Source organism: Bacteroidota bacterium (assembly GCA_005882315.1).
GTDB lineage: Bacteria > Bacteroidota > Bacteroidia > Chitinophagales > Chitinophagaceae > VBAR01.
Genome location: VBAR01000009.1, coordinates 1 through 27000 on the forward strand (window position 1 = coordinate 1; position 27000 = coordinate 27000).

General features: G+C 37.5%; 18 protein-coding genes and 2 rRNA genes. 9 read left to right on the forward strand and 11 right to left on the reverse strand.

Going from position 1 to position 27000, the window contains the following annotated elements; all coding sequences use genetic code 11:
• Positions 1-444: ribosomal RNA gene (locus E6H07_19790) — 23S ribosomal RNA — on the forward strand; the annotation flags it as partial.
• 101 nt (positions 445-545) lie between these two features.
• Positions 546-657, forward strand: a 5S ribosomal RNA gene (gene rrf / locus E6H07_19795).
• Between the two features lie 86 nt (positions 658-743).
• Here rrf and E6H07_19800 read toward each other — a convergent pair.
• Genes E6H07_19800 through E6H07_19820 form a run of 5 tightly spaced genes read right to left on the reverse strand, consistent with a single transcriptional unit; the run spans position 744 to position 7197 of the window.
• Positions 744-3041, reverse strand: coding sequence for a hypothetical protein (locus tag E6H07_19800; GenBank protein TMI61308.1), 2298 nt, complete (start codon positions 3039-3041; stop codon positions 744-746).
• Between the two features lie 25 nt (positions 3042-3066).
• Complete coding sequence (locus E6H07_19805) at positions 3067-4794, reverse strand: hypothetical protein (GenBank protein TMI61279.1); 1728 nt, start codon at positions 4792-4794, stop codon at positions 3067-3069.
• Positions 4795-4837: 43 nt separating this feature from the next.
• Positions 4838-5263 carry a hypothetical protein gene (locus E6H07_19810; protein ID TMI61280.1) on the reverse strand — a complete coding sequence of 142 codons (426 nt, stop codon included), beginning with the start codon at positions 5261-5263 and terminating at the stop codon, positions 4838-4840.
• Positions 5264-5293: 30 nt separating this feature from the next.
• Entirely contained in the window at positions 5294-5755 is a 462-nt protein-coding gene (locus tag E6H07_19815; GenBank protein ID TMI61281.1) for a hypothetical protein, read from the reverse strand.
• 44 nt (positions 5756-5799) lie between these two features.
• Positions 5800-7197, reverse strand: a complete 1398-nt coding sequence (locus E6H07_19820) for a phosphatase PAP2 family protein (protein TMI61282.1) — start codon at positions 7195-7197, stop codon at positions 5800-5802.
• Between the two features lie 250 nt (positions 7198-7447).
• Between E6H07_19820 and E6H07_19825 the strand changes: the two genes are divergently transcribed.
• Entirely contained in the window at positions 7448-8584 is a 1137-nt protein-coding gene (locus tag E6H07_19825; GenBank protein ID TMI61283.1) for a hypothetical protein, read from the forward strand.
• The gene (locus E6H07_19830) at positions 8581-9294 is read left to right on the forward strand and encodes a response regulator transcription factor (protein ID TMI61284.1); all 714 of its coding nucleotides are present in this window, start codon (positions 8581-8583) and stop codon (positions 9292-9294) included. Before E6H07_19825 ends, E6H07_19830 begins: the two co-directional genes overlap by 4 nt.
• Positions 9295-9297: 3 nt before the next feature.
• Here the strand turns inward: E6H07_19830 and E6H07_19835 are convergent, their stop codons facing one another.
• The 3 genes from E6H07_19835 to E6H07_19845 all read right to left on the reverse strand — a co-directional run bounded on the left by E6H07_19835 (position 9298) and on the right by E6H07_19845 (position 16142).
• Positions 9298-12570 (reverse strand): TonB-dependent receptor, encoded by a 3273-nt coding sequence (locus E6H07_19835; protein TMI61285.1) that lies wholly within the window; start codon positions 12568-12570, stop codon positions 9298-9300.
• 110 nt (positions 12571-12680) lie between these two features.
• Positions 12681-13433: a response regulator transcription factor gene (locus E6H07_19840; protein ID TMI61286.1), complete on the reverse strand. Its 753-nt coding sequence runs from the start codon at positions 13431-13433 to the stop codon at positions 12681-12683.
• Between the two features lie 48 nt (positions 13434-13481).
• Complete coding sequence (locus E6H07_19845; protein TMI61287.1) at positions 13482-16142, reverse strand: hypothetical protein; 2661 nt, start codon at positions 16140-16142, stop codon at positions 13482-13484.
• 314 nt (positions 16143-16456) lie between these two features.
• On the opposite strand from E6H07_19845, the gene E6H07_19850 reads away from it, so the two are divergent.
• The 4 genes from E6H07_19850 to E6H07_19865 are packed head-to-tail and all read left to right on the forward strand — an operon-like array spanning position 16457 to position 20811.
• A complete protein-coding gene (locus tag E6H07_19850; protein TMI61309.1) occupies positions 16457-17158 on the forward strand; it encodes a hypothetical protein in 702 nt (233 codons plus the stop codon).
• 54 nt (positions 17159-17212) lie between these two features.
• Positions 17213-18211 (forward strand): FAD:protein FMN transferase, encoded by a 999-nt coding sequence (locus E6H07_19855; protein ID TMI61288.1) that lies wholly within the window; start codon positions 17213-17215, stop codon positions 18209-18211.
• Between the two features lie 13 nt (positions 18212-18224).
• On the forward strand, positions 18225-19433 hold the full coding sequence (locus tag E6H07_19860; GenBank protein TMI61289.1) for a Gfo/Idh/MocA family oxidoreductase: 1209 nt from the start codon (positions 18225-18227) through the stop codon (positions 19431-19433).
• Between the two features lie 10 nt (positions 19434-19443).
• Positions 19444-20811 (forward strand): DUF1080 domain-containing protein, encoded by a 1368-nt coding sequence (locus E6H07_19865; GenBank protein TMI61290.1) that lies wholly within the window; start codon positions 19444-19446, stop codon positions 20809-20811.
• A gap of 8 nt (positions 20812-20819) precedes the next feature.
• On the opposite strand, the gene E6H07_19870 is transcribed toward E6H07_19865, so the two are convergent.
• Positions 20820-22136, reverse strand: coding sequence for a Gfo/Idh/MocA family oxidoreductase (locus tag E6H07_19870; GenBank protein TMI61291.1), 1317 nt, complete (start codon positions 22134-22136; stop codon positions 20820-20822).
• Positions 22137-22222: 86 nt separating this feature from the next.
• Here E6H07_19870 and E6H07_19875 point away from each other — a divergent pair, with 86 nt between their 5' ends.
• Entirely contained in the window at positions 22223-23458 is a 1236-nt protein-coding gene (locus E6H07_19875; protein TMI61292.1) for a DUF418 domain-containing protein, read from the forward strand.
• Positions 23459-23461: 3 nt separating this feature from the next.
• On the opposite strand, the gene E6H07_19880 is transcribed toward E6H07_19875, so the two are convergent.
• Positions 23462-25165, reverse strand: coding sequence for an HAD family phosphatase (locus E6H07_19880; protein ID TMI61293.1), 1704 nt, complete (start codon positions 25163-25165; stop codon positions 23462-23464).
• A 101-nt stretch (positions 25166-25266) separates the two neighbouring features.
• A complete protein-coding gene (locus E6H07_19885) occupies positions 25267-26991 on the reverse strand; it encodes a hypothetical protein (GenBank protein TMI61294.1) in 1725 nt (574 codons plus the stop codon).
• Positions 26992-27000: the final 9 nt, after the last annotated feature.

Sequence of the window (27000 nt, forward strand, 5' to 3'; positions counted from 1 at the left end):
CGGGGATAACAGGCTGATCTCCCCCAAGAGCTCATATCGACGGGGAGGTTTGGCACCTCGATGTCGGTTCGTCACATCCTGGGGCTGGAGAAGGTCCCAAGGGTTCGGCTGTTCGCCGATTAAAGTGGCACGTGAACTGGGTTCAGAACGTCGCAAGACAGTTCGGTCCCTATCTGTGGTGGGCGTTAGAAGATTGAGAAGACATGACCTTAGTACGAGAGGACCGGGTCGTACGTACCGCTGGTGTATCAGTTGTGCCGCCAGGTGCAATGCTGAGTAGCTATGTACGGACAGGATAAACGCTGAAAGCATCTAAGCGTGAAACCTACTTCAAGATGAGTCTTCTTTTAAGGGCCGTCAGAGACTATGACGTTGATAGGCTACAGGTGTAAAAGTGGTGACACTAAAGCCGAGTAGTACTAATTGCCCGTACGCTTTAATTTTTTTCTTTGTTTTCTAAAAACAAAGCGCTGGGTACTCTCTAACATTTTCCAATATGTAAAGTTATTATGTTGTGCTTTTTTATTGAAGCATGATAAACGACTTATGGTGGTTTTGCCGAGGGTGTTCACCTCTTCCCATACCGAACAGAGAAGTTAAGCCCCTCATGGCCGATGGTACTGTACCACAATACGGGAGAGTAGGTAGCTGCCATATTTATTAAAAAAGCCTTTCAGTTTATTCTGAGAGGCTTTTTTGTTTTATATCACTATAAACTTATACTTAAAACAAAATCATATTTTCTAGAAGTCGATCCTCCAAACTCCGCTAATTGAATTTTGAGTTTCATGTGCCCATCCACCTGCTAAATAAATTTTATTATTGACAGAAATTAATCCCGCTTCACTTCTTTTAATTGGTAATAAACCTGTATACCAGGTGTTAGTATTCAAATTATATAGATCAAAATGTTGCCAGAGGTTTGTAAATAATATTTTATTATCCTTTAAGACAGCGTACTCTGCTGTAGTTGGGTGTGATAAATAATCAAATGAAGTGGCCTGAGTATTTGCATTTCTGACCTCAACTTTACAAACGGTGCCTTGACTATTTTCCCCTCCAGCCCAATATATTTTATCATTAACAGCAAAACCTCCCATTCTCACTTTAGGCTCGTCCAATGTTGAAACTGACCAGGAGTTTGTGGTTAAATCGTAAACATCTATTTTATCAAATAGCTGATGGCCACCAATTGTCCAAAGTCCTGTTTCTCCTCCAGCGAAATAAACTTTATTGTTAATCGCTACTGCTGATATACTGGTTCTTCCTTCACTAAGGGTTGCTGTAGACCATGTATTAGTGGAGAGATCATAAATATCCACTTTGTTGCTATAATGAAATGTTGCGAAGCTTTCGATCCAGTAACCTCCTGCAAAAAAAACTTTGTTGCCTATTGTGGTAGCTGAAATATAACCTCTCGGTTCACTCAGTGATGCAACCGACCACGAATTTGTTGCAGCGTCATAAATATCAACAGTTGCATATTCACTTATATCAACATCGCCATAAAAACTCGTGTGTCCTCCGGCAAAAAAGACTTTATTTCCAGCCGATACAGCTGCAATACCATGCCTTGCCACACTGAGCTCTGCTACGCTCCATGAATTAGAATTAATATCATATATATCAACTCTTGATTCACCTGCCCATGCAGATGGACCCTCTCTTGTATAACCACCAGCAAAAAATATTTTATTTCCAACTGATGCAGTTGCTAGTTCCATTCTCGGTTTAGAAAGATTTCCTAAAGGAGTCATGGTTACATTTACTACAGGTCTACCGCCTGTTAAGACTGTAAAGACAATATATTTTGTATTGTTTGATCCATTATTATCGGTTACTATGAGTGAGTAATTAAAAGTACCCTGAAATAATCCGGTTACTGTAGTGCTAGAGGAATTCGGGTTTGAAATTGTACCTGGGCCGCTCCAATGATATGAAATAATATTCCCATCGGGGTCATATGAACTACTCCCATCTAAAATTAAAGTTAGCGGTACCGCACTGCATGCCGGCAGGCTGGAATAAATTATTGAGTCATTTCCTGGGACTGCAACAGGTGGTAAATTGTTCGTGCTACTAGTTACCACGACAGTAGTTGTGTCTTTTGAAAACAACCCTCCTGCATCAGTTACTTTTAGTTCAAACTGATAAGTGCCTTGTATAAGATTCGTCACACTTGTTTGTGTAGCATTAGAGTTGACGATATTAAATGATAAAGGCCCGTTTATTTTTGTCCAGCTATAATTGGAAATATTACTATCTGGATCAAAAGAATTGCCACCATCAAGTAATACATTATTTATTGGTAAACGGATTGCTTGATCAAGTCCCGCATCTGCAATTGGTGGATGATTACTCGTTAATACTGAATCTACAGTTATCATAACTGTATCCTTTGCAGAAAGCCCATCGTTATCTGTTACTTTTAGTTCAAACTGATAAGTACCCTGTATAAGATTCGTCACACTTGTTTGTGTAGCATTAGAGTTGGCGATATTAAATGATAAAGGCCCGTTTATTTTTGTCCAGCTATAATTGGAAATATTATTATCGGGATCAAAAGAATTGCCACCATCAAGTAATACATTATTTATTGGTAAAAGAATGGTTTGATCAGGTCCGGCATCTGCAATTGGTGGATGATTATTTGTTAATACGGAATCTACAGTTATCATAACTGTATCTTTTGCAAAAAGCCCATCGTTATCTGCTACTTTTAGTTCAAACTGATATATTCCTTTTGAAAGATTTTTTATAACAGTTGAAGATGAGGTGGCATTAATAATATTAAATGCAGCAGGTCCGGAAATTTTTTTCCAGAGCCATTCATTTATTGTTCCATCAGGGTCGGTGGATGCAGAACCATTTAAGAGAATACTATCGGTTGGCAGAGTGACGATTTGATCAATGCCAGCAACTGCGATAGGGGGTTTATTGCTATCTTTACAATTCTCACACGATGTTTCTTTTTTACACGAATAAAATACGGCATGCATTACAATCAATGATATCACCAATAAAAGAGATTTTTTTTTCATATTGTTGATTGCATGGTTAGAGAATTTAAAACTCCAATTTCCAAACCTGGCTTGAAACTGATCCGTTTAGATAACCACCGGCTACATAAACTGAATTGTTTACAGAAATAATTGTAGAAGAATTAATATTTACTGGCAATGCACCAATTGACCAGGTGCCTGTGCTTAAATTATAGATATCGATCCTGTTGTTTGTTATTGCAGCATTGTTATTACCTGTGAAAAATATCAATTTATCATTTGCCTGCACTGCATTAAAAAAAGTTCTTGGACTTATACATGCATAGCTGGAAGTTCCTGTGGATAGGTCCCTTATTTCAACATTATCTGATAATATAAATCCACCGTTTAATGCTGCATATTTATTTCCGCCTGCCCAGAATATTTTATTTCCTGCAGCAATAGATGCATGAGCCATTCTTGAATCTCCTTGAAATACGGATGTCGACCAAGTGTCCGTAACTCCATCATAAATGTCAATTGAGTTTAATACATTCAGCGAAACCCAATAACCAGCCGTACCTCCTGCGAAGTATATTTTATTTTCAATTGTTGTAGCACTATGATCCATTCTTCCGGTACCCATGGAAGCTGTAGACCATGTATTTGTTGAATTATTATAGATGTCAACCCTTGAGCTTCCAATAAGATTTGGTTCCCAATCACCGCCACCAGAAAAGAAAACCTTATCTCCTAAAGTAGTTGCTGTCATGAACTCTCTTTTTTTACTTAATTCAGCAATTGACCATAAATTGTTAACTGCATCATAGATATCAACCCGTGATGTTGTAATACCGTTATCATTATCTCCACCGCCTGCAAACAATATTTTGCTTCCAACTGATGCAACTGCCATGCCCTGTCTTTCCGGTATTGTTAGTTCTGCCGTTGACCATGTATTTGTTACAGTATTGTAGATATCTACTCTTGAAGAATAATGACCGAAAGGAACAAAGCCACCTGCAAATAAAATTTTGCCACCGGCTGTACCGCTGCTTAATGCAATTCTTGCTTCAGAAAGTGTGCCTATCGGAATAAGGTTTACATTAATAACAGGCCTGTTACTGCAAGGTTCAATAGCAGCTACCGGATGAACTGTAACTTGTACTGTGTCATGGGAGAATAATCCACCTGCATCCGTAACTTTTAATTCAAATTGATAAACACCTTCAGTAAGAGATGTTATTTGTGTTTGTGATGAAGCTGGATTTGCAATATTCAATGATGAAGGTCCCGAAATTTTTGACCATTGATACCCAGTAATATTATTTTCAGGATCTGTGGACTGTCCGGCATTAAGATTAACTGTATTATTGGGTAAAGTGATCTCTAGGTCTGCACCTGCATTGGCAACAGGAGGCTGATTGGCTCCTGTTGAATTTGTTACTGTTATGGTTACTGTATCTCTGCCAACAGCACCTTTATTATCTGTTATTCTTAATTCGAATTTATATACTCCAATAACCAATTGTTTTATTTTAGTGATAGCAGATTGAGAGGTAGTGATTGTAAAAGAAGCCGGGCCGCTGATGTGAGACCAATTGTAAGCACTGATATTTCCATCGGGGTCATATGAAGTACTTCCATCAAGAGTAACGCTATCCTGTGGTAAAAAAATAAAAAAATCATTTCCAGCTTTTGCCACAGGTTGTATGTTGTTGCAATCCATACAGGAGTTGTGTTTCCGGCAGGATATAAAAAAGCAAAAGCCCAATAATAAAAAAGGAGCAACTTTTTTGAAGAATAATTTCATATTAGTGATTTTATTAACTCACCAAACTTCAGTTGAATTTTACCTATTTGTACTTTATTAAAACATCTGATTGATGATGGTTTAATTCAAAGGTTGTCCTGGCAAATAGTTGTAGCTGTCCTGGTGTTGCCGAATACGAAATATGAACAGTATCTGTTAAATTGGGATCGAAATAACTCACAGGGATTCTTACCCATGGACTTTCGCCAGCACCCAATACAGCAATCTCTACATTTATTCCCCTGATAATTTGCTCCTGGGTTAATCGCTGTGTATTTATCTGTAGTTTATATCCGTTTGAAGCAGTATCCCACGGTTGATTATAAAAAACCTCCTGGTTGGGCGGTGGGGGAGGTGGGAGTACTGGGGAGCCACTTCCAGACCCGGAGTAAGTACTGCCATCTTTACTGCAAGATGAAATAACAAAAACAGTGAGAATCATTATGGTTACTGTTATTTTGGCTTTCATGATTTTTATTTTTACCTGTTATCAGTCTGGTTATGGAAATTTAACCCGTACGGTAACCTTTTTGCCAACTAGATCGGGAGTTTCGTTATTCGTCAGAATACGTAATGTTGTGAGATTACTATAATACCAATAATAAAAATCATTAGGAGCATATATAGGGCTGCGTTGTGCATAATACCAATCTGTGGAGTTTTCCAATTTTAATGAAACTTCAAACTGCCTGTATATGCTAAAAAGACCTGGCCTTGGAGGAGTCGTTACTAAAGTGAAATCTCTTTCCATACCCTCGTCGTATACCGTGTTCCAGGTAAGACTGTCAAATTGGAATGTCCTGCCACTCAAACTGTCTATTACTATTGGAGGCAGATTTGATGGCCGGGATGGCGGTGGTGGTGCAGTATAATCATAGCCATTTTTATTTTCATTCCCTTTATGACAGGAAGTAATAGCGATAAATAAAATTATTATATAACTTAAAAGATGTAATCTCATTTTCATGTTTTATGGTTTTTCTAACCAAAATATTTTGATAAACATTAATTCTCCAATAATGAATGTGTCGCTATCCAGTTGCCAACACTGTTTCCTAAATTTTCGCCATCGATACAAGCTTTTCGAAAATGATATCCTACATAAATTCTCGATAAAGAATTCTCTCTTGCAGCTTGTGAAAAACTTGTATAGCTTCTTGGGTTTCCAGGTAATGAAGTACTACTAAATGAAAAATTGAAATTATCCTTATCAAAAAAATGTTTCAACAATTCTGCTGCAGCACCACCAGCGGCGGCATGAGCAGAAGGATGATCAGCGATAGGTGGAATAGGAGCAACAAGTACCTGCCAGGTCGGATCAGCAATTGTATTAGGGTTACCATCAATATCTCCCAAAAGAATTGCAGTATATGGTCTCCAGAAGAAATGGATCATTTTTGTTTTAAGGCACGCAATGTATGCATCTGCAATACTCATCTGTAATAGTGCAAGCAGCCGTGCTGTTTTCCATGCGTCTATGTTTTTTTGTTCTATGATTGCTTTTGCAACTTTATTCCATCCGAATGCCGAACTTTCAACCCAAAATCTTGCAATTTTTTCCTGGTCTTCAGTACGGCCATTTGCACCGGTACATGTCGCACATCCTAATCTTTTTACTTCATTATAATCAGCAGTATATTCCGAACTTATTAAAGAATAAGGAGGTGGAACCACAAACTGGATACTGGTTTGTATACCAAATGGTTTTACATTACCCCAACCGGGTGAATCATAAAATCCATTTGCAGTAAAAGGAGGAGTGGAACGATATTCTCCCGGTAATGTGCCTTGAGTGATCGCAAATACTGCAGTGGCACTCCCATCATTAGCCCGGTTTTGAATAATTGCTTGAGCAGCTGCAATCCCTAATGCGATCCCTTTTGTTTTTGCTTCGCCGTTTGGAATTGAACTCAAAGATTGAACTAACAAATTATGAATAGAATCCTGTATCGATTGAGGTGTATTATTTGCAGGTGGGTTCAGTTTGCCAAAGAAAAAAGAAATAACATCATGTGCCGCCTGTGCTACTGCTGCATCCGGATCAGCATCTTTATCTCTTGCATTTAAAGCATAGCTTTTGTATTTAGGTACAATATTATTTAATGCATCATACATTGCCAGGTTAACCATAGCATAGTAATGGCTTTCACGAAATGGCGGGATGCGTGGTGCAGCTTGTAGTTGCAATGTTCTTAATACAACATAAGTGGCTGCATCATTCCAACGTAAAACCATTTCAGGACTTATATTACCGAAATGATTACCATTGTTATTTAAACCCGCTGCACTTGCAGGTTCAGTGTTTACTGAACGGTTTGAATTGTTTGTCTCTTTTTGACAGGAAGTAGCAAATAGAGTAGCGAATGATAAAAACAGAATTGTGTACTGTAATCTCTTTCTCATAAAAAAATATTAAGTGATGAAAAATTAGATTTGATTTTGATTGTGAAAGCAAAATAGAACTACATGGATTCAATTTCTAACCTTAATAGCTTAGTGCAATGTTTCTTAGAAATAAAGCCGACAAAGTGCTTTAATGGCTTTGGTAAAGACAATCCTGCCGTTTATCGGAAATAAAAGCGGTTGGTCTTTTTTACGATCTAGTTGTCCTGTGAACAAGAGTAAATTCTTATTTTGCAAGAGATAGCACCAAATGAAGGCTTTTAAAACCATTGATTTTATTTTTTCTCCCCGGTACCGTTTACGGCGACATATATTTTATTGGTTGCTGCACACAATTTTCTGGACAGTTCTGTTGAATTTTATGCTACGCCGCAATTCTGTATCCCAGGACTTTTCTCTTTGGCACAACCTCTTTAATGTATCGGGCTGGTTACCTGTTGTCATTCCCTATAGTTATTTACTGGCCTATTTTATTGTACCTAAATTTTTATTAAGGGGAAAATTCGTGCAATTTGCTTTCTCTGCACTGTTATGGATTATTGCCGGAGTGGCTATCAATTATTATTATAGGATTTATATTCTTGTTCCTGCACAAGAAGCCATGCACTTCGGCACTATTGCAAGAGGTGGTTGGCAACTTCCTTCCTATATGTTGCTTATTGTGCATGGAACAAATGTTGCCATCTTTAAATTATTTAAGTACTGGTTTAAAAAACAACAGGAATGGATGAAGGCAGAAAAAGAGAAAATAACCGCCGAATTGCAGCTGTTGAAGGCGCAGGTGCATCCGCACTTTCTTTTCAATACACTTAATAACATCTATTCGTTCTCATTGGAAAATTCGCCCAAAACTCCCGGTCTGATTTTGAAGCTTTCTTCACTGCTTAGTTATATGTTGTATGATTGCAGGGCAGAAGAAGTATTGCTGGAAAAGGAAATCGAAATAATGAAAAATTATATTGACCTGGAAAAAGAACGATATGGTAATAAGATTGAAATATCATGGGATATTGAAGGGGACATCAAAGATAAATTTATAGCTCCTTTATTAATGTTTCCATTTTTGGAAAATGCGTTTAAGCACGGCACTTCCGAGCAACTTGAAAAACCCTGGCTGAGTGTTGATATTTCAGTAAGACAAGATACACTTAGATGCAAAATTGCTAACAGCAAAAACGAGTATATGCCGGTTAATACCCACGGAATCGGGATGCAGAATGTACAAAAACGACTATCATTCATATACCCGGACAAGCATGAACTTAAGGTTAATGATGAAGGAAATTTCTTTGTAGTTTCGTTATTTGTTGAGCTAAAAGCAAAAAAGAATAGTCCGGTTATCTCTTCACAGAGTAATTTACATGCTGCTGAAAAAATTGCACTATGAAGCTGCGTTGCTTACTTATAGATGATGAACCTCCTGCTTTAAAGGTTTTGGCTTCTTATATTTCCAATATTAATGGGCTTGAAATTGTTGCCCAATGTAAAAATGCGATTGAAGCTTTGGATGTTCTGCATCAAAAAACTGTCGATGTTATTTTTTTGGATATAAAAATGCCCAAAATATTGGGCACCGAATTTCTAAAAAACTTATCCCATCCTCCGAAAGTTATTTTCGTAACTGCTTATCGTGATTATGCAGTAGAAGGATACGAGTTGGATGCGGTTGATTATCTCGTAAAACCTGTTTCCTTTGAACGATTTTTTAAAGCTATTACAAAACTAAACAGGGTAATTGACAAGGAAACTGTAACTACAACTGTTGAGTATAAGCCGAACCCTGAAGCGTTCGTATATCTGAAAGTAGATAAGGATATGAAAAAAATTTTTGTGAATGACATCATTTATATCGAAAGCTGGAAGGATTATGTAAAACTTTTTCTTTCAAACGGGAAAAATATTCTTGTAAAACAATCGATTAGTGCGATGGAAAACCTGTTATCCGATCACAAATTCATGAGGGTTCATCGGTCATACATGGTTTCACTGAATAAAATTTCAGGATATAATGGCCTTTCAGTTCAGTTGGATGCAAAAGAAATCCCTATTGGCCGTTTGTATAAGCAGGTTGTTATGGAAAGACTGCAAACACAATAGTTTTTAATTCAAATTTATTTTAATACCCAACTGACTTATCCAGCGGGCACTATTGCCGGGAATGGTGCTGGTTTGCAATGTCCAGGGCTTTCCATTGAATGGCCTGAATTGATATTGAGGAGTAAGCGTTGTTGTGCTGATAAAACTTTCAAATGTTATCAGCGGGTAGCTATCATTTGTTAAGAACCAGGTGTGTCCCCAGTTTTTGTTAAGCATATTCGTAAAGTTGAATACATCATAAGTAATTGTAAGTCCAACTTTTTTGTCTTTTATTTTTAAAGTAAAGTCTTGCTGTAACCTGAGATCAATAATATGAGTAAATGGAAGTCTTGCTCCATTTCGTTGCGAAAATTCTCCGCGGTGTTCTCTTAAATATTTATCGCCTTCAATAAAAACATTTAATGCATCTTTTTGCTGCTGTGGAGTATATGACACAGAACCTGTGATCGGGGCAAAGCTCATATTTATAAGATCATTTGTAGTTGGGATATAAATAAGATCAAAGTTTTCATTTCTTTTTCCATTATCGTTGATCATGCTATTTGTATACACATAACTATAGGGCGATCCCGACTGGCCGTTATAGAAAAGCGAGATGGTTGTTGCTGTTCTGTTTTTTGAATAATTTATTTTTTTTGAGATCCAGGTTGTAATGCGATGTCTCAGATCATTATCGGAAGTGGAAAGAGGAGCAAAGTTTCTGCCATTTACTGTTTCCATATTCCTCCATTGTGAAAGAACGAGGGTTTGAGGGCCGGTTATTTCAAATAAAAGGTTTGACCGGCCATAAGTATAGCTGCTGTTAAAGGAAAAACTATTTGCTTGTTTGTGAATAATGAAACTTAGACTGTATGAACTTCCTTTTTTACCATGATTATTTGCAAGTAACATGACCTGGCTAAATGGATTTATCCCATTGCTTTTTAATGGTATTTTGGTCGGAGCAGAATTAAGAGAATAGATATTTCTCGAATCGGGTAATGCCGATGTCAGGGTGGGTGGTAAAATATTTACATTACGGAAAACAGTTTCATGAATATTCTTTGTGAAAATTCCTTCTATTGAAATTGTCCAGTTGTTTTGCAATTTTTTTTCAGCAGTAAATGACGATCTGAAAACCGAAGGATACTTATAATGCTTAGCCATTAAGTTTAGTGCTCCTTTGAGATTGGATGGATCCATGTTTAATGATTCCGGAGTTGGCTGATTGTAAGGATCGGGATAAAATTGCGACGGAACAATATCGATATTGCCCGTACTGCTATTGAATACGTCAAAGGTCCAAGAGTTAATGGGGTGTCCAATAAATATTCCTGCCCCTCCTGTTAAATTTATCTTCTGATTTAATAAGTTATAATGTAAGCTGAATCGGGGGGAGAGTCCCCATTGCGCATCCATTGGTTTACCAGACCGCGCCCCTTCAAGATCATAATAACGTGAAATGATATTGATGGCAGTGTCATTAAAAAACTGGTCAATGGCCGGCTTTGATACGATTGAATTCACATCAAGACGGAGACCAAAATTTAGTTTAAGATTTTTACGAAGCCTGATCTCATCGTTTGCAAAAAAACTGCTTCTTAATGTGTGGAATTTTTCGGAGATCCTTGAATCCTGGTAAAATGCACGCTGGAGTCGGGAAGGTGCAATGATATTTACAAAATCACTTAGACTCCTGAATTGATAGGCACCAAAAAAAAACGATAAAAGCTGCAAGTTATAAGCTGAATAATTAATGTCTGTTCCAATTGAGTATACACTTTTCTTTTTAATGTAAGTAAATACATCAAACAAACTAAGATCAGAGGCTTTAAAATCATTGCTGTCTGTGTTGGCTTCGCTTCCAAAACTGAGAGTGCCATTACCATCAAGGATGGTAACTGAAGGAAACGGCTCCCCGATCCATTTCCGAACTTCAGCAACATTGGTAAAAGTTAACAGCAAGCGATTATTCATGCCGGGTTTTAAAAAACGCAACCATTCAAGGGATGATGAATGTGTGCAGGAGGGTAAGATGATCCCATTGTTGTCAAAAGAAATAGCATTGGCGCCGCTGGGACGGGGAGCTGTCCTTCGACTGGCATAGCTATAGCGATAGCTCAGCATGAATTTATCTTTTAAAGAAGCATTCCAGTCCAATTTTAAATTTAATCGTGTTGCATCTAATTCATCTTTTGTTTCCAGAAAAGATCCCGGGTCATATTGATAAGTATCATGAATAAAACCTGACAATAGCTCCAATTGCTGCTGGTTGCTGTTGCCGCGATAATCAGCCATATTAAATGGTTGCGGTCTTGATTCGGATTGTCTTTCAACTAACGCAAAATAAAATAGTTTGTTTTTTATCAGGGCTCCGCTGTTCCATGCTCCAAAAACCTGGTTAAAAAATGTTGATAAGCGGGGGCGATAATAATTACCCGGTTCATTAGGCTTTTCGACAGGTTGTGGCGATCGGCCTGCAAGGTTTTCATTTCTGAAATAATACCAGGCTGAAGATTTGGTCTCGTTGCTGCCAGAACGGGTAATTGCATTAATGCTTCCGCCGGTAAAATTGCCGTATTGTACATTGTAAGGTGATAGCAAAACATTTATTTCTTCGATCGATTCAATGGAAACAGGAGGTGCACCTGTTTGCCCGCCATTCATTCCGTTTACAGACGTTCCTTTTATGTCAGTATTGTTTGCTCCGTCAATAAAGAAAGCATTAAAGCGGTTGTTTTGCCCTGCCAATGACATGACGCCTTCGCCATTGACCTTTGCCTGGGGTACTAGTCTTATATAATCCTGGAAGCTACGGCCGATTGAAGGCATAGACTTTAATACCGTGCCGGTAATAATTGTTTCTACACCGCTTTTATTCCGGTTATCGGATCGGGCATTAATAATAACCTCATCTAAGGCAATATTTTTTTTCTTTAAAGTAAAATCAGCTATCTCAGAGTTATTTATAAAAAAATATTCACCTGTTAGATGAATGAACAAATCATTTTTTTTTAATGTTTCATAACCAACAGAAGAGAAAGTTATACTGTATGGCCCGCCGGGTTTGAGGTTGAAGAAATAGAAATAACCGTCTTTATTTGTTAGATTAACATATTTGTTTTGCGTGGGCTCGTGAATTATTGTAACTGTAACATTAACTTGAGTTTCATTACTGTCTGAAATCACTCTACCGGAAGCACGGCTATTGGTTTCCTGAGCATAAAGACCGGAAATTAAAGTTGATAAAAAAGCCCCAATAAATAGCAAACGAAATAGGAAATAGTTACGGACCATGGTTTCGGTTTCAAAGCTCCCAAATTAATTAAAAGATTTGTGGAGGGCAATTTAATTAGACGAACAACCATTTTTTTAGATAACCGCCATTGATATTTTTTAAATGGCTTTTATTCTTTATAGGGGAGTAGTTTTTTCAATAATATTTCTTTCTTATTTCTTGCGACATCAATAGAAGTTCCATCACTCATTACCAAATAGCCGCCTTCACCTTTAATGTATTTTTCAATTTCATTCAGATTAACAAGATAGGAGCGGTGTACCCTGATAAATGAATGCTGTTCCAGGATCTCTTCTATTTCTTTTAATGAACGGGTGACCAGTAATTTTTTCCCGCCTTTCAATTTTATTTCTGTGTAGTTATCGTCCGACTCGCAACTGACTATTGTTTCAATCGGTATCATCTGTAATCCCTCCATGGTTGGCAATGCTATTTTACTTGCGGGATTGGAGTTTTGTTTCAGTTTTTCCATCAGTATTTCCAATTGCTGCGGAATTGTTACCTGTTGTCTTTCTTTTACTTTTTGTACAGCTTTTTTTAGTTCTTCCCTGTCAATAGGTTTGAGTAAATAATCTATAGCACTGAAACGGATCGCTTTTAATGCATACTGATCATAGCTGGTAGTAAAGATGAGATGAAAATTTATAGCTGGTAATTGTTCCAGCATTTCAAAGCCATTCATCTTTGGCATTTCTACATCGAGAAAAACAAGATCAGGTGAGTGCTGGCGGATGGCGGTTAATCCATCAGAGGCATTACTGCAGATACTTGTAACTTCTGCATCCGGGCAGTCGGATTCAAGCATTGCTGCCAATATCTCGCAGCAATAAGGTTCATCATCTATAATGATAGCTTTAAGCATATATACCCCCATCCCCTAAAGGGGAGTTTTGTGAACATTCTTTTTTATTCATACCATTTCTTCAACTGATTCTTTATACATGATCTTTAATTGTACTCTTGTGCCGGAAATTTCTCCATGTTCGTTTCTTAGATCTTCAATCTCATAAAATGTACCTCCGGTTGTACCCTGGTTCAATAATGATAATCTTTCTTTGGTAATTTTTAGTCCCATTGATTTTTCTTTTTCAGCTGACTTGCTTTTGAATTCTTCGGCTTTTTCCCTTCCTACTCCATCATCTGTAATTGCACAATGTAAAACTCCGTTTGTTTCATTTAGTTCAATATTTAAATGTCCATGCCCGTCTTTGTGCATCAGCCCATGCCAGATCGCATTTTCACAGAAGGGTTGTAAAAGCAGGGGAGGAATAAATACCGAGGAGTTTTCAATGGCATTGGTAGTAGTGATATGATAATCGAAAGCATTTTTAAAACGTAACCTTTCCATATCCAGGTAAAGTTTCAGCATTTCCAGTTCATCTTCCAGCGGTACCAGTTTTTTTTGTGAGTGAAGCAATACCATTCTTATCAATCTCGAGAAACGTGTAAGATAATCGGATGCTGCGGTAGTTTCATTTTTAAAAATGAAACGATTGATGGAGTTAAGACAATTAAAAATAAAATGCGGGTTCATCTGGGCACGGAGGGCTTGCATTTCCAGTTCAGCAACTTTTTGCTGAAGCTCCGCCTGTTCTTTTTTGATTAAAAGCTTTTCGTTTTTACGTTTCAAAGAAAAAACTCTGAAAACAAAAACCCCCAATAGTATAAACAGCAAAAGCCCTCCAAGGAGGGCATTGCGGATGAAGGCTTGTTGTTTCAATCGCTGGTCTTTTAAGTTGTTTTCTTTATCTGAAAGGATTAGTTGAGATTGGGTTTGATTTTTAAGCAGAAGTTGTTGCTTTAGTTCCTGGTCTTTAATCTGTAGTTGCTGCCCTTTTATTTCATTGTCTTTATCTAAAAGGCTGAGTTGCGCTTCATTTTGTTCTTTTATTAAAAATTGTTGTTGAAGCTGTTGTGCTTTAATCAGGTTGTCTTTTTGAAGTAATTGAATTAAACTGGTTTTTCTCTGTTCCTGGGATTCATTTTTTAAAGCGTTTAGTTTAAAATAAAATTGACGAGTGATCAGTGAGTCTTTGAGTTTGGTGTATTGTTTCAAATATGTGAAGGCGCTGTCAGGTTGTTTTAAGTTAGAATAGATATCCGAAAGAAGTTTATAATTAGTAATCATGAGCAATCGCCCATTCATTTGCCTAAGGTAAATCTGTGCTTCTTTGGCATATTGTAATGCCTGTTCATATTTTTTCTCGCCATTTGATGCATTGCCTGCTATCATGAGTGTTTGCGCAATAGGCGGAGTGATCCTGTTTATTGTTTTCAAATTTTTATAGTAAGGAAGAATCAATGAAAGAGCTTTTGAGTACTCTTTAAGATCGAGATACAAATATCCAAGATGCATTTTGCCGAAATTGTTTGGATTGTTATCTGTAAACTGGAAGTCCTTTAAGTAGTACATAGCCGAATCATAATTCCCAAGTAAACGATGTACATCGCCAATCTCTGCCATCCATGGGTTCCTTGAAGCAGAATCAAATGCTGATGGATAATATTGACGGCCGTAACGAATAGCCGCTAATGCTCCTTCATAATCGCCTGCAGTTTTGTAGAGTCTTGACATCCAGAAGTAAGCCTGCCCGGCTGATCTAGTCTTTGCGCTGCCCGCGGGTTTGTTTTTGAAATATTTTTCAATTAGAGATACACTTTTCTTTAATGTGGCAATACCTTTTTCAAATTCACCATTTGTTTCATAAGTTTTACATAATTCATTGGTCACTGTCAATTCTTGCTCTATATCCCCTGCCTCATGAAGGTATTGCATGGATTGTAAGTATGCGAATTCCGCTGATCGGTATTCATATTGGCGATAGTAAAAATTACCTAACTGTACATATAAATTACCTACAGAAGATTTATCTCCAGTCATCTTGTAGTAATAAATGGCCTTGTCTACTTGCTCCCTTACTTCAGGAGTAATCCCTTTTTCTGGCGCATTTATTCCTGCAAGTAATTGATATAACCAGGCAAGCTGACCTTCATTTCCTTTGCATTGTTCACATTGGGAAATGCCCAAATGACCGGTTATTTTTTTAGGCATTGATTTTTCATAGTAGTAGATCGCTTTCTCAACATTATTTTTAAACTTCGCTTGATCGCCTTTCCAACGTTCGAGCCATTTCAACATGTCATATACATCTCCAGCCAATCTGTAATCTTTTATTTCTTCTCCAATTTGTATTGCTTTATTTGCATAGTTATAAGCCTCTGTATAATTGGCTTCAGAATTATTATTGTTTCTATTATCATCTACACGGCCTCCAAAGCATTGGGCTTTCCATAAAAGTGCATAGCCTAGTCCTAGTTTGTAACCAGAATTTTTTGCAAGTTTATAGGCCTCTTCAGTGTACATACAAGCTGTGTCAAGCTGTTTATCATCCTCATCCCAGATATCATAATAGGCTTCTGCAAGAAGGTTCAAGCAATCTATTTTTTTATTTCCTTTTGCAGTCTTAAGTTCATTTTTAGTACTGTCAATAATTTTTCTGGTAGGCTCCTGGCCATTCAGGTAAGAAAATAAGAAAAATGAAAGGCTAATTAAAATGAATTGTTTTCTCATAACAAAACCCTCATGCCGGTTTAGGTTAAGAAGATGGTGGATAGAAGTTACGAAAAGAACGGCAATCGGATAACCGAAAATAGAATGTGGATATACTTTTTTATAGCCAGAATGGGTAGATAGCAGAATTTATGGGTGAGTGTGATAGAAAAATGGGTAAGAATTTATTTGCAATAGATTTGAAAGCTTTTGTAATTTGAGGAATGAGGATCAAGGATAAACGTGTTGAATCAACTGTTACAGTTTCTTCCTTTCAATAAAAAAATACGCTTGTGAATAATTACACGACGAAGTATAAAAATCTGCATCTATGGATGATCATTCCCATACTGATCATGCAAGCCGGAATATTTCGAGATTACTGGGGCGATTTTTCAGAGAACGCCTGGTCTGTGCATGTTCATTACATAACGGGGACTATCTGGTATTTCTATTTGATCATTCAACCTTATTTTGCTACCCATGGGCAAATGGCAAGACATCGTACCAATGGTATCATCGGCATGTTTATAGCCGGTGCCGTTTGCCTGACGGCGTTAAGCATGATGCATCGTGATATTGCGAGTGCTGAACATTCAGTGATCAGAAGGCAGGACTTTGGTCCGTTCGAGCCCTGGTTTTTCTTTGGTGTGGCTGCAGTGGAAATTGTAATGATGACAGCATTTGGATATGCGGTTATCAAAAGTATAATTCACAGGAAGCAAGTGGAAGATCATTCATGGTGGCTTATATCAACGGTGTTTATTATTATGATGCCTGCCCTGGGCCGTGGGGTACAATTTGTGTATATTGGACTGAATGGCCAGCATTGGCCCAATATTGATATAATATTTCCGCTTTATATTGCTGAAGGGATAATCCTTACAATGTTGCTATTGGGTGCATGGAAATATGGAAAGCTAAAGCATCCTGCTACCTGGTTGGCTGTAGCTGTGAATGTGTTTAATCTTTTTCTGGAACCCATCGGAAGATCAGAAGCAGTGCAATCCTTTTTAAAAGTATTGATCAAAGGCTAACGGAGTTTCTTGTAGTAAAATAATTTTTTATTTGAATCAGGCTATTTTTGAAGTATGAGATGCCTGTTATACTGTTGGCTCCCCTTCTTGTTTATTGTTCGGAATGGTGAGTTGAAAAAATATACTATTACTGGTTTTGCACAAGGTACTACTTACTCTATTACCTATTATGCAACAGATAGCATAGTTATAAAAAGACAAGTTGATAGCATCCTTGACAAAATTGATAGTTCGCTTTCACTGTATAAACCTTACTCTATAATTAATCAATTCAATAATTCCAGGACTGGCAGAAAAATTGATAACCATTTTGTAAACGTGATAAAGAAGTCAATTTTAGTTTATCATGAAACAAATGGACTTTTTGATGTTACCGTTAAACCACTTGTTCAGGCCTGGGGTTTTGGGGTGACTAAAACTGATTCTTTGCCGGGGAAAAAGGAGATTGAAGCAATAAAAAAATGTGTTGGCACAAACAGGCTGCTACTGGAAAAAAATTATTTGTCCAAAAAAGATAGTTGCGTGCAGGTTGATTTGAATGGAATTGCACAAGGTTATTCAGTTGATGTGATTGCTGATTTTATTGAAAAGAATGGGATTAAAAATTATCTCGTTGAGTTGGGAGGAGAAATAAGAGTGAAAGGCAGAAAACAACCTTCGGGAGAAAAAATGAAGATCGGGATTGAATCGCCGGATGAAGATGAATTCAGGGATCATCCGATGCAAAAAATAATTTCACTGGAAAATGGCGCTATCACTACATCCGGCAATTACAGAAAGTATTATGAAAGCGATGGGAAGAAAATTACGCATATCATTGATCCGAAAACGGGCTACCCTGTACAGAATGAACTCATAAGCGTTACTGTTTATGCAAAAGATGGTATGACTGCCGATGCCTATGACAATGCCCTTATGTTGATGGGCTTGAAAAAAGCTCTGCAGTTTATTGAAAAACGAAAAGAACTTGCTGCTTATTTTATTTATAAAGACAAGACAGGAAAAATTGCCGATACTGCAAGTTCCCGCTTTTATAAACTCATGAATCCGTAACTTCATCCCGTCTATGAAAAGAAGGAATTTTATAAGTAATACTGGCCTATTTGCCGCTGGAGCATTAATGCACAACAAGCTTTTAAGTTTATACGGCTCTACACAACCTGGCGATATTATTAGTATTGGTATTATCGGTAGCGGTGATAGGGGAAGAGGTCTTGCCGATACTCTAAATTCAATGCCTGAAAAATTTTCCATCAAAGCAGTCTGTGATATACTTCAGTTCAGGTTGGATAATATGAAGAATGCTGATAAACAGGGAAGTTTTCAATATCACAAAGAGTATAAAAAAATATTGGATGATAAAACGATTGATGCAGTTATTATAGCTACACCGCTATACAATCATTTTGAAATTGCTGCGGATGCATTAAATGCAGGTAAGCATGTTTACCTTGAAAAGGCTATGACTTATAATGCTGCTCAAACAATTGAACTTTCAAAACTCTGTACTCAATATTCCAAACAAATTCTGCAGGTTGGTCACCAATACCGTTACACACCACTTTATTTTAAAGTAAAGGAGATGATCGATAAAGGTTATCTCGGGAAAGTAGTACATATTGAAACCCGTTGGGATCGTAATTGGAACTGGCGTCGCCCTGTGCCGGATGGATATACTGACAGGCAGATCAATTGGCGGATGTATAAAGAGTATTCAGGTGGTTTACCAGCTGAATTATTATCGCACCAGGTTGATTTTATCAACTGGGCCTTTGATACACATCCTGATGAAGTACTGGGCACAGGTGGTATAGATTTTTATAAAGATGGCCGTGAGACTTTTGATAATGTACAGGCTGTATTGCGTTATAATAAAGATGGAATGATCGGAAACTTTGGAGCTACCTGTGGCAATGCAAAGGATGGATATATTTTTAAACTGAAAGGAACAAAAGGAACAGTTGAGTTATTAGTGGATGAAGGAATTTTTTATCCTGAAGCTACAACTAAAAAGGAATTGGAAACAGTAGACGGAGTTGCCGGTGCAACAAAAATTGAGTGGAATAAAGATGGTGGCATTCCTATCATTAAAGAAAAACTGAAAGATGGTAGTTGGTATGCACTGCAGGAGTTTTATAAATCTGTTACTGAAAAAATAAAACCAGTTTCAAATGTTATTACAGGTGGTAAAACAGCTATCTGTGTGCATATGATGAACCAGGCCATCTTCAATCACGGAATTGAAAAATGGAAACCGGAATATAATATCGCATAAATTATTAAGTATGAAAAAAACAATTCTGCCTTTAATCTTATTGATTTCATTATGTGTTAACAGCCAGAAACCGGGTTGGGAATATTTATTCGATGGCAAATCACTTAACGGATGGAAACAAATGACCGGCTCAGCAAAATATGAAGTGGAGAATGGGGCTATCGTAGGTACTGCGGTACCCAACTCGCCGAACTCCTTTCTGGTTTGTGAGAAAAAATTTACAGGCGATTTTATCCTGGAAATGCAGGTTATGATGGGTGATACTATAACCAATTCGGGTATTCAGTTCAAAAGTAATTTTGATCCCACTGCAAATAAAGGCGCCGGAAGAATATACGGTTACCAGTATGAATTAGATCCCTCTGCAAGAAGATGGAGTGCCGGTGTGTATGATGAAGGAAGAAGAGAATGGTTATATCCTGGTTCATTAAATTCAAAAGCGCAGGTTTATTTTACTCCTAATGTATATCACACAATAAAAATCGAATGCATCGATAATACAATTAAAACATGGCTTGATGGCGCAGCAGTGAGTTATGTAGTGGATACGTTAACGGCTAATGAAGGATTGATCGCTTTGCAGGTACATTCCATTGGTAAACCTGAGCATGCAGGTATAAAAATTTATTGGAAAAATATTTTGATCCGGACAGCGGGCCTGGCACCGTCACAATTTCCCAAAGGCATTTATGTCGCTAATCTTAAACCTAATACCCTAACGGATTTTGAAACGAAAAGCGGGTGGCAGTTATTGTTTGATGGAAAAAGCAATAAGGGCTGGACAGGGGCTTATAAAAAAACATTTCCTGAAAAAGGGTGGGAGATACGAGATGGTATTTTAAAAGTATTGCCATCCACAGGTCGTGAGTCAACTAATGGAGGTGATATAGTGACGACAAAACAGTACAGCGCATTTGATCTTTCATTTGAATTTAAATTGACACCCGGCGCTAACAGCGGACTAAAATATTTTGTGACGTTGAGTGAAAATAATTCCGGCTCTGCAATTGGGTTGGAATACCAGTTACTTGATGATACATTGCATCCCGATGCAAAAATGGGAATTGACGGAAATCGTACGTTGGCTTCATTGTATGATCTAATAAAAGCACAAAAGACGACACGTTTTATTAAACAGCCGGGCAACTGGAATACAGCCCGGATCATTGTTTATCCTAACAATCATGTAGAGCATTACCTGAATGGTGTAAAAGTGCTGGAGTATGAAAGAGGTTCACAAGCTTACCGTGATCTAGTTGCTATCAGTAAATATAAAGTATGGCAAAATTTTGGTGAAGCTAAGCAAGGCTATATTCTTTTACAGGATCATGGGAATGAAGTGAGCTTCCGAAGTATTAAAATTCGTGAGTTGAAATAACCTGTGCATCAGATCTTTGGTTCCCATCCCTTCTGATAGCTTCTTCTCCATAATTTCATTGCTGCATTATCATTCAGTATATGCCCGTTCCTCGGATCGCAATGCAAAGTATGTCCAGTCCGTTGTGCAATACTTGCCAAATGACAAAGCAAAATACTTTTATGTCCTTCATCAATCGGTGAATTGACTTTTGATTCACCTCTAATACTATCAACAAAATTATTGAAGTGGAAGAAATCAAGATTGCCTGTTGCACTTACTGCATTGGTGCCGTCATTTTGTGTAGCTGTCTTTACTTCCTTTACCAGTTTATTATCTGCATCAAAAATTTTATAGTCATCATTGCCGGCATTGATCAATGTTCCCTTATCTCCATAAATTACAAATCCACGACTGCCGCCTTCTTCATGCATTTTGTTGCAACTCCTGGATTCCCATGTTATCGCTTTTTCATTTCCGAATTCAAATGTGGCTACCTGCGTATCGGGAGTTTCCCAATCATCCTTAAAAGCATAACGGCCACCGGCTGATGTTACTTTGGTTGGATAATCAGCATTTAAAAACCAGCGGCACATATCTATTTCATGTGTTCCGTTATTACAAGTTTCGGATGTGCCCCAATGCCAGAACCAATGCCAGTTGTAATGAACATAGTTGTCTTTATAATCTTGTCGTGTTGCCGGGCCTTGCCATAGATCCCAATCCAATGTGGATGGTACAGGAACTATTTTACCATGCCCAATACTTTTCCTATTATTCGCATACCAGCTTCTTCCGAAATAAGCATTACCGATTATTCCATCTCTTACTTCTTTTACTGCATTGATAAGATTCGGCATCGAACGGCGTTGATTTCCCATTTGTATCAATTGCTTTGGATATTTTTTTATTGCCTGTATCAACAATTCACCTTCGTAGGGATTATGACTGCAGGGTTTTTCTACATAAACATGTTTTCCATGAGTAATTCCAAGTATAGTTGCAGGCGCATGCCAGTGATCGGGTGTAGCGACAATCAGTGCATCAAAATCTTTTTTATTTACCAGTTCACGGATATCTTTTACAATCGTTGGCTTCTTATCCTTTTTCTCAAATGGTTTCAATCCGTTTGCGATCGCTTTATCTTCCACATCACAGAGATATGCCACTTCTACATTTGTAAGTTGTGAAAAACACTCAGCAAGATAAGCGCCGCGGCTATTAACTCCCATTACAGCAACAAGCACTTTATTCGAGGGTGCATTTTTCCCAAATACAGGAAAGTTAAGAATTGTAACTCCTGCTGTAGCAAGCGATGTGTTTTTAATAAATTCTTTGCGGTTCATAAGTTGATATTATAAATTTAAAGTTAATGATTAAGTTTGTCTCAATGTTATTGTGAGGAATCTATTGTAAAGCTAAAACCAACTATATGCTTAAGCAGTCTTCAATGCCTGTTAGTTTAACCGAACGTTCCGATATTCTAGATGTACTTCGTGGCTTCGCTTTGTTTGGAGTGATGATGGATAATCTTTTTGGATTTACGGGTTGGGGTTATTTGACTGACTCCAGTCGTGAAGCACTTTCTACATGGCCTGCTGATGGCTTAGTCGGTTTATTCGAGCAAACTTTTATCAATGGAAAATTTTACAGTTTATTTTCCTTGTTGTTTGGCATTGGATTTTCCATCATTTTAATTCGAAATGAACAGAAAGGTATTAATCCATTAAAAATATTTTACCGAAGAATATTTATACTGCTTTTGATCGGTGCTTTTCATTTGTTTGGATTATGGGAAGGCGATATTCTTTTTTTATATGCTTTAATTGGGTTGATCTTACCATTATTCAGGAAGTGTTCGGATAAAACATTATTGATCCTTGCATCCGTATTAATTCTTTCTCCGATCCTACTTGATTGTATTTATATGCTATTAAATGGAAAACCAGGAGAATTTCTGGAAAAAATTGCATTTCGTATTGATGAAAATAACGGAATTGTCGGTGATGGATACCGCGATTATCTCTATAAAGATGGAAGCGGATGGCAGGAGTGGAGAAACTGGCAGGAATCTGGTTTTTTATATCGCTACTCTTATATTCTTGATAGCAACCGCATCCCAAAAGTGCTTGGTATGTTTTTAATCGGATTTTATGCCGGAAGAAAAATGATGTACATACAACTTGAAAATTATGTACAGCTTTTTAAAAAATTACGTTTATGGGGTTTTGTGATTGGAATACCATCTGCAATCGCTTGTACATATTTTGAATTTTTTCAAAAACAAATTCCTAACCCAATTGGCATTTTTCATACAATTTTTTATGCTACTAGTGTTGTTCCTCTGTGTTTGGCTTATGTTTCTGTTATCTGTTTACATTGGATAAAAACGAAAGGAAATAGCAAATTAAAAGTGCTGGCGCCAATGGGCAGAATGGCATTGACAAATTATTTAATGCAAACGATAATTGGGATCACTCTTTATTATGGTGTAGGTTTTGGATTTGGTGGAAATATCGGCCCGGCAATATTTGTCCCGATCGGTTTAGCGGTTTATGCATTGCAAGTGTTGTACAGTAATCTTTGGTTCAAATATTTTAATTATGGACCATTCGAATGGATATGGCGTATGCTGACTTACGGAAAGTGGTTACCATTAAAAAAATGATCGTTATGCCGGCGCAGTATATTTTTCTTTTATCAAATTGAGAACTCTTTCTTTTGATCTTGCCGGGTCAGTTTCCTGTTCTTCTATTTTTTCTGTCGCATCAGCAAGTTCATCATCATGCACAGCATTGCGAAACCAATCAGAATATTCTTTTTTGCCGAGATGGTATATCCAGGTGTCATCATCCACACCTTCTGCCATTTGAATAAACAGCATAAGGTTGTTGGCTTTTAAATTAAGTTTATTGCCGGGCCCCTTGAAATAAAAACTGTTATCCTGCATATCGCCAGTCGCATATTTTTTCTTATGTCTTTGCATAAGCTGTGCAGGCTTTTCTATACGCACCGGAATTGGATCGCCTTTATCAATTTCCCATATCCATGCTTCACCTTTATTCAACTCTTTAATTGGTATGTCAGGCATTGAGTTTTTCTTAAGCCGGGCATATTGATTGATGATGTTCTCAGGTTCTTTTCCAATTGCAATTGCCAGGTCTGTATGCGATACAATTGCCGGATTTATCAATTCCGGTTCGGTAGTCACTAACATGAAATTGTTAAGATCCCTTGGAATATTAAAGAAAGATTTTGTAGCCGCTTTAGGAATAAGATGGTGTGCCTCATCAAAGATGAACCAATGCGGATGACCAAAACTTTTTCTTAATTCCAATAAAGCAGCAAGCAGACTATTAAAAAACTCGGGGCGATCGTTAAGGGGAATTGCAAGTGTATTGACAACTACATTTTGCAACGGATTTGTAAGCAGGTTCATTATCTCTTCAATAACCGGTAAATGGGTTGCATCACCTATCGTAACTGCACCCTGCAATTCAGAGTAATCACCTTCCGGATCGACCAAACAAAACTGGTATTTTTTTGCAATCAATGTTTCTAAAAAAAATGTCGTGAGTGTTGTCTTGCCGCCTCCAGATTCACCGGCTAATAAAATACCTAAGCGATAGGGGCCGATCTTATATTCATCACCATCAAATTTTTTTCCAAAATTAAGATAATGTTTTTCCAGTTTTTCATCCAGTACGTGAAGATCATCCTTTAATAGTTGGTTTATCATTTCAGTAACACCATCTCCATGATCACCATTAGTTACCCAGTCAACTGTTTTCTTTAAAGCGGGCAATGCATTCTGCACAACAACGGCACACTCTGCTGCTTGTAACATGGCACTGTCATTTTCGGCATCACCAATTGCAACTACATTATGCATGGAATAATTTAATTCTTTCAATACAGATGAAAGCCCTTTGGCTTTATTAATGCCCGCGGGTAAAACCATGACTGCACCTTTATTGAATATAACCTGTCTTTCGATCCCTGATCTTTTTATTGATTCCAATACTGTGTTTTGATGAGGTTCCCAGGTAGCTACAATAACTCTTCCAACTGAGAGTGGCATTACGTTTTGTTTTTTCAGATCATTTATAAAAGACTCAGGAGGTCTTTCGCCCAGTAATCTTTCTTCTAACGTGGCTGGATTATAAATGAGAGCTCCGTTCTCGGCAACAATACGATCAAACAATAAATGTTCAGGGAAAATTGATTTAAGTTCATCAAGTTCCCTTCCGGTTACCAGTATTATTTTTCTTTTGGACGCTTTTAATTGCCGTAAAGATTCAATTGTTTCTTCTGAAACTCGTCCATGATGTGCTATCGTTCCATCGTAATCAAGGGCTACAACCTGGTATCTCATTGACTGTTATTTTATGTGTAATTCTAACAGCCAATTTTAATACCAACAATTATTGGGGAAAATGATTGTTGAAAAGAATAAAAGAAGTTGTAACGATGAACTTATTTCACTCTATAAACAGGATACTGCAAGTAAACCGGTTCAACCCATGGAGAGTTTTCATAAACGAAGTTCAATTGTGCCCTTCCACTTTTTGCAAATGCGGTATCAGATGCTACACGTTGGCTCAGTTTTGTTTGTAAATCAGGATTTTTTTTCAGGTAATCCGCAGCAATATCTTCAAATGCATAAGCACTGTATCCTTCTTTTTGACCGAGTATGCCATCAAAAAAGTTCCATGCGAAATAAGAGTCTTCGGCCTGCGGCTCTAGTGTTTCAATCAGGAAACGATTGGCAACCTGGTTAAGAGGAATATAGTAATCTCCTTTTTTGAATTGTATTTTCTTCATACTACTACTTAGTTTCACTTCGTTGTTCATGTGATGCATTTCATATTGACGTGGCATCGCTTTGTAATCATCGATACGGTAGACCTCTACTTCAATCGTTGTATCTTTTTTCAATTGTGTCATCTGTACTTTATTCAGCTTTAGCAGATCTATTACTTTCCACCAACCCTGTGGAATGATATAAGCTTTTGGTTTTTGTACAAATGTTTTAGGAGGGAAATAGTTGAATATTTTTATTTTCTTTTCGTAAGGTTTGTTGCGGTCATAATATAATCTTGGCAAACCGGAGACTTCACTGGGTTTGCGACCTGCTTCATATCCTTTATAAGTTATTTCCTTAAACTGCGAACGATCAAGCGACCAACCGATAGGAAATTCAACTGCTGATTGAACTGATCGTTTGGTTTGATCACGCAAGTTCCTGATCGTTTCTTTATTCTTTGTTGTGAACTCGATGAATGATTGCATTAAAGCATAAGTGGCTTTTACACGTTGATCATAAGGTTTCAACATATGCGTTTCGGGAACAAAAGAGAATGTATGCCATAAAGCAGCATAGCCGCTGCTGTATCTCGGGCCATCCCAATATTCAGGCCAGCCATTATCAGGTGTGTCGCCGAATGAATTAACATAAGGGATCAGATCATAACCTTTTGTTTTCATTGAAGCATAAATGCCCGGTTCCAATTCTTTTTTAAGGTAATCACCCATCGCACCACCAAGCTTGCTGCTTTGTGTGCTGAGTAAAGTCATCACATGTTGGTAATCGGCTCCGTTGCTTACATGATTATCTATAAAAATATCCGGATCAGTTAAGTGAAATATTTCTACAAATGCTCTTGCATCTTTTGAATCACATTTAATAAAGTCACGATTCAAATCAAGGTTCTGGCTGTTGCCACGAAAACCAAATTCTTCAGGGCCATTTTGATCAACACGATAGTTTGCGCTGCGGTTGAGACATCCACCGATATTGTAAATAGGAATGATTGCAAGAACAATATTATCGGGTAGTGAAAGTTTATTTGTTACTATATCTCTTACCAGCAGCATACTTCCATCTACGCCATCAGGCTCGCCGGGATGTATGCCATTGTTGATAAGAATTACCGATTTATTGTTCTTGCGAATATTATCAAAATTATAATCGCCATTATTTGCAATGACGATCAAATGCAAAGGATAACCCGCATCGGTCATGCCCATCGTAAGCATTTTTACTTTGCCACTTTTTTCGTCAAGCTTTTTCCACCAATCAACAATTTCAAAATAAGTTGGTGTTTGTGTTCCGTTACTTTGTTCAAATTTTGTAGTGATATTTTGTGCAAAGAGATTAAAGGATGCAGTGATGCTAATAAGCAGCAATATTTTTTTCATGTTGTTTGT

What these genes read in the sequence shown, in the direction of transcription:
- E6H07_19800 (TMI61308.1), bottom strand. Translation starts at nt 3,041, where the DNA reads ATGAAAAAAAAATCTCTTTTATTGGTGATATCATTGATTGTAATGCAT.
- E6H07_19825 (TMI61283.1), top strand. Translation starts at nt 7,448, where the DNA reads ATGAAGGCTTTTAAAACCATTGATTTTATTTTTTCTCCCCGGTACCGT.
- E6H07_19880 (TMI61293.1), bottom strand. Translation starts at nt 25,165, where the DNA reads ATGAGATACCAGGTTGTAGCCCTTGATTACGATGGAACGATAGCACAT.
- E6H07_19865 (TMI61290.1), top strand. Translation starts at nt 19,444, where the DNA reads ATGAAAAAAACAATTCTGCCTTTAATCTTATTGATTTCATTATGTGTT.
- E6H07_19835 (TMI61285.1), bottom strand. Translation starts at nt 12,570, where the DNA reads ATGGTCCGTAACTATTTCCTATTTCGTTTGCTATTTATTGGGGCTTTT.
- E6H07_19810 (TMI61280.1), bottom strand. Translation starts at nt 5,263, where the DNA reads ATGAAAGCCAAAATAACAGTAACCATAATGATTCTCACTGTTTTTGTT.
- E6H07_19875 (TMI61292.1), top strand. Translation starts at nt 22,223, where the DNA reads ATGCTTAAGCAGTCTTCAATGCCTGTTAGTTTAACCGAACGTTCCGAT.
- E6H07_19860 (TMI61289.1), top strand. Translation starts at nt 18,225, where the DNA reads ATGAAAAGAAGGAATTTTATAAGTAATACTGGCCTATTTGCCGCTGGA.
- E6H07_19870 (TMI61291.1), bottom strand. Translation starts at nt 22,136, where the DNA reads ATGAACCGCAAAGAATTTATTAAAAACACATCGCTTGCTACAGCAGGA.
- E6H07_19885 (TMI61294.1), bottom strand. Translation starts at nt 26,991, where the DNA reads ATGAAAAAAATATTGCTGCTTATTAGCATCACTGCATCCTTTAATCTC.
- E6H07_19840 (TMI61286.1), bottom strand. Translation starts at nt 13,433, where the DNA reads ATGCTTAAAGCTATCATTATAGATGATGAACCTTATTGCTGCGAGATA.
- E6H07_19850 (TMI61309.1), top strand. Translation starts at nt 16,457, where the DNA reads ATGATCATTCCCATACTGATCATGCAAGCCGGAATATTTCGAGATTAC.
- E6H07_19855 (TMI61288.1), top strand. Translation starts at nt 17,213, where the DNA reads ATGAGATGCCTGTTATACTGTTGGCTCCCCTTCTTGTTTATTGTTCGG.
- E6H07_19805 (TMI61279.1), bottom strand. Translation starts at nt 4,794, where the DNA reads ATGAAATTATTCTTCAAAAAAGTTGCTCCTTTTTTATTATTGGGCTTT.
- E6H07_19815 (TMI61281.1), bottom strand. Translation starts at nt 5,755, where the DNA reads ATGAGATTACATCTTTTAAGTTATATAATAATTTTATTTATCGCTATT.
- E6H07_19845 (TMI61287.1), bottom strand. Translation starts at nt 16,142, where the DNA reads ATGAGAAAACAATTCATTTTAATTAGCCTTTCATTTTTCTTATTTTCT.
- E6H07_19830 (TMI61284.1), top strand. Translation starts at nt 8,581, where the DNA reads ATGAAGCTGCGTTGCTTACTTATAGATGATGAACCTCCTGCTTTAAAG.
- E6H07_19820 (TMI61282.1), bottom strand. Translation starts at nt 7,197, where the DNA reads ATGAGAAAGAGATTACAGTACACAATTCTGTTTTTATCATTCGCTACT.